Annotated in this window: 3 protein-coding genes and 1 pseudogene; 2 read left to right on the top strand and 2 right to left on the bottom strand. The window is 65.7% G+C overall.

Annotated features, from left to right (window positions below; translation table 11 throughout):
• Together Q4C89_RS00585 and Q4C89_RS00580 are read right to left on the bottom strand one after the other, a co-directional pair.
• Nucleotides 1-272: pseudogene (locus Q4C89_RS00585) on the bottom strand (tRNA epoxyqueuosine(34) reductase QueG); the annotation flags it as partial.
• A 4-nt stretch (nucleotides 273-276) separates the two neighbouring features.
• Nucleotides 277-660 (bottom strand): YbaN family protein, encoded by a 384-nt coding sequence (locus Q4C89_RS00580; protein ID WP_303100666.1) that lies wholly within the window; start codon nucleotides 658-660, stop codon nucleotides 277-279.
• 138 nt (nucleotides 661-798) lie between these two features.
• On the opposite strand from Q4C89_RS00580, the gene Q4C89_RS00575 reads away from it, so the two are divergent.
• Together Q4C89_RS00575 and Q4C89_RS00570 are read left to right on the top strand one after the other, a co-directional pair.
• A complete protein-coding gene (locus tag Q4C89_RS00575) occupies nucleotides 799-2112 on the top strand; it encodes an AI-2E family transporter (RefSeq protein WP_303100665.1) in 1314 nt (437 codons plus the stop codon).
• A gap of 59 nt (nucleotides 2113-2171) precedes the next feature.
• Nucleotides 2172-2827: hypothetical protein (locus Q4C89_RS00570; protein ID WP_303100664.1), on the top strand; the 656-nt coding region annotated here is incomplete at its 3' end.

The raw sequence follows: 2827 nt of genomic DNA, 5'->3' as shown, positions 1-2827 counted from the left end.
CCCACCCGGATGCCGCCCGCCGGGGGCGTCAGCGGCGCGAAGGCGTGGGACACCCCCAGCACCAGCACGCTCGCCGCGCCTTCCAGACGGCTGCCGGGGTCGGCGCGGGCGGCGAGTTGCCGTTCCAGATAGGTCATTCCGGCGTGCCTGCCTGCCGCCAGCCAGCCCGCATATTCCTCGACAGCTTCTACCGGAATGGCGGCGCTGCTCCAGCCCACCGCCTCCGCGCCGAGGTCGAGGGCCAGGGCCGCGAGGAGTTCGGCGGCGCTCAAGCCTTCACTCGACTTTGGTGGGAACCCGCAGGGTGATGTACCAGATACCGAACAGCGCCACCAGCACCCAGGCGACCTGCCCGGCCAGCACCGGAATCCGCGTCAGGCTAAAAGCCACCGCCAGCACGATGCAGAGGCAGGCGAGCCACTTGGCCCGCAGCGGCATGCCTTTGCCGTCGCGGTAGTCCTGCACCATCTGGCCCACCACCGGGCGTGAGAGCAGCCACGCCTCCCAGCGGGGGTCACCCTTGGCGAAGGCGGCGGCGGCCAGCACGAAAAACACGGTGCCGGGCAGTCCGGGCAGCACCAGTCCGGCAAAACCCAGGCCCGTCAGCAGGAAACCGACCGCCACCCAGAGCGGGTTGGTGCGGTGGGGAGAAGGCGTCATGTCCGGCAGCATAAGGCTTTTGGATGAGGTTGAACTGTCGCGTGAGACAACAACAGTCGCCTGAAGCCGTAAAACTCTGCCATCCCCCCCGGAATGCCTCTTTTGACCGGAGTCGCTTCACGTCATCATGGAGCCTCCATGACCCGTCACCGCTGGACGCCTGCCGCTCCGTCTCCTTCCCAGCCGCCCGAACGCGTGCGGGTGCTCAACCTGCTGCCGGTTGCGGCGGGGGTCATCGCCATGCTGCTGGCCCTGAGTTTCTTCGGGCAGGTCGGCCCGGCGCTGCTGGCAATTACCCTGGCGCTCATTCTGGCGACGGCCCTCAACCCGCTGGCCCGCTGGCTGGAGCGCTGGATGCCGCGTGCGGCGGCGGGGCTGGTCAGCGTGGTGCTGGTGCTGCTGGTCATCGGGGCGCTGGGCTGGATCGCCGTGCCGCCCATCGTCGCGCAGATGAGCAAATTGGTGAGCAGCATGCCCACCAGCATGCCGGAACTCGAAAGTCGCATCAATGAAGTGGTCAACCGCTATCCCGCCGTCAATTCGGTGCTCACCGAATCTTCGATTCACCGCCTGATCGAGCAGGCCAGCACCTTCGCCAGCGGCGCGGTCAAGGGGTTGCCCAATGTCGTTTCGACCGTCGTGGGCGGCCTGTTCATGGGGCTGGTCACGCTGGTGATGGTGGTCTTCGTCCTGAGCAATCCCGTGCCGCTGGTCAACGGGGTACTGGGGGCCGTGCCGCCACAGCACCGCTTGAAGGCCGCCCGCGCCCTGGCGCAGGTGCTCAAGCAACTGGGTGCCTGGGGCCGCGCCACGCTGCTGATTATGCTGGCGACCGGCGGCTTCATGGCGGGCGGGCTGCTGCTGCTGGGCGTGGACAACTGGCTGATTTTCGGGATTCTGGCGTCGCTGGGCGAGCTGGTGCCCAACATCGGTCCCATCGTGGCGACCATCCCGCCCATCCTGTTCGCCGCTGCCGAAGACCCCCAGAAGGGCCTCTACGTCCTGATTTTTGCCGTGGTCTTTCAGCAACTCGAGAGCTTTCTGCTGGCCCCCTTTTTGCTGGGCGGCGCGGGCAAACTGCACCCCCTGTCGGTGACGGTGGGGGTGCTGCTGTTCGGCAGTGTGTTCGGCATCGTGGGGGCCTTTTTGACCGTGCCCTTCCTGATCATCATCAAGGCGATTTATCAGGAATTTTACGTGCAAGACGCCCCCAACATCCCCGACGCGGTGGCGATGGCCCTCATCGGCGGTCAGGTCGAGGAGCAGATGGAGCGCGAGGAAGAAGAGGCCGAGGCCGCCAGGGAAGCCCACGCCGAGCGCGACGCCGAGATGCAGCGTCAGATGGAAGAGGGCGAGCTGGACCTCGCGGCGGCGCTGGAACACGCAGTAGAAACGCCGAAGGAAAGCGCAGTCACCTCCCCCACCGCGCCCAGAAAACCGGAGTCGTCCTGACCTCTCGCCTCCACCTAAAGTCGGACGACTGCGCTGCCCGGCCTGCCTAAAATGACGGCATGTCTAAAAAAATCGCGTGGTCTGCTTTCCTGCTCATCTCTGTCGCTCAGGCCCAGACCTTGCCGCCTGCCAAAGTGGTGACGACTGGCCCCGCGCCCACGGTCACCCAGGCCCAGAATCTGGCCGAGCGGCTGATGACCAGCATGACGGGGTCGGGCAGCGTGGCCGAAGTGACCTACGGGCTGCCCGCCGCCCTGCCGCTCAAACTGCCCGCGCCTTTCGAGGTGGTCGGTGCCGTCCGCACCAAGTATTCGGCGAACAGCACGGTGTTTTACCGGATCTTCGCCAGTGCACCGCTGGGCGCTGCGGCCACCCGTGACGCGCTCCAAAAACAGTTGCTGGCGCAGGGCTGGAAGATGCCGCAGCAGGGGCAACAGCTCGGCTTCGAGGGCAACTATCAACCCAACTCCCTCAATTTTTACCGTGAGGGCAACACCAACTTCGTGCTGAATGCCAACCTCGTCGGGGTGGCGGAGAAGACCAACATCGAAATGACGGTCAATCCGGTGACCAAAGCCCAACTGGAACAGTTGAAAAGACAGTCGTCCTATGTGCCGCGCTCCAGCCTCCCCTTTCTGAAGGCTCTGCCCGGCAGCAGGAGCAAGGCGACCTATCCGACGACTGGCCCCAGCGGCAGCCTCAGCAGCGTGTGGGT

This window comes from Deinococcus sp. (assembly GCF_030523985.1).
Classification (GTDB): Bacteria; Deinococcota; Deinococci; order Deinococcales; family Deinococcaceae; genus Deinococcus.
Note: the sequence above shows the minus strand (reverse complement) of the source record. Positions and strands in the feature narration are given on the sequence as shown.

Coding starts and splice junctions, on each gene's coding strand:
- Q4C89_RS00580 (WP_303100666.1), bottom strand. CDS start 660: ATGACGCCTTCTCCCCACCGCACCAACCCGCTCTGGGTGGCGGTCGGT.
- Q4C89_RS00575 (WP_303100665.1), top strand. CDS start 799: ATGACCCGTCACCGCTGGACGCCTGCCGCTCCGTCTCCTTCCCAGCCG.